Source organism: Mycobacterium sp. (assembly GCF_008709575.1).
Classification (GTDB): domain Bacteria; phylum Actinomycetota; class Actinomycetes; order Mycobacteriales; family Mycobacteriaceae; genus Mycobacterium.
Map to the genome: position 1 here is coordinate 1 of NZ_VYIK01000208.1, position 612 is coordinate 612.

Annotated in this window: 1 pseudogene; it reads left to right on the plus strand. The window is 62.9% G+C overall.

What is annotated here, in order from left to right:
• Nucleotides 1-284: 284 nt before the first annotated feature.
• A pseudogene (locus F6Q13_RS17915) lies at nucleotides 285-479 on the plus strand (DDE transposase); the annotation flags it as partial.
• Between the last annotated feature and the right edge of the window lie 133 nt (nucleotides 480-612).

Consider the following 612-nt stretch of genomic DNA (forward strand, 5'->3'; position numbering starts at 1 on the left):
TCCGTACCGCTCCCTCCCGAAACTCCCGGTCGAACTTCCTGCGCGTCTCTGACATACCCCTACCTCATAGTGCATGCCTCCACACTTTCGGGGGATTTCCCCTGTGACCATCGGCAAAGGCGCCCGTCACCGTTCGGCCCGCTTCGGTGCGCTTTGCCAGTCCTGCCCGCTGCGGGCGGACTGCACAAAATCACGTCGGGGACCAGTGATCAGCATCCACCCCGTATGAAGCCGCGCGACAGCACGCCAAGGCTCGACAGAAAGATTCGGCCTGGCAGCAGGACTACCGGACCTATCGACCCGTGGTGAAACGCAAGATCAGCCACTTCACTCGCCGCCCCTGCGGCGGCCGAAAAGCCCGCTGCCGCGGACGCAAACGCATCCTGACCGACATCCTTACCCGAGCCAGCGCCCTCAACCTCGACCGACTGGCCACTTTGGGCCTACACCACGGGGCCGCGGGCCGGGCCATCGCCTGACCCCACCAGCCCAGCGGTCATCAACGTTCAGCTCCCACCAGGGGCCAACATTCAACGCCGTCAAACATCAGCCCCACAAAGGGCACTACATCAGCAGCATCCTAGTGTCCCGCGCCGTTAATTCGTTTTATTA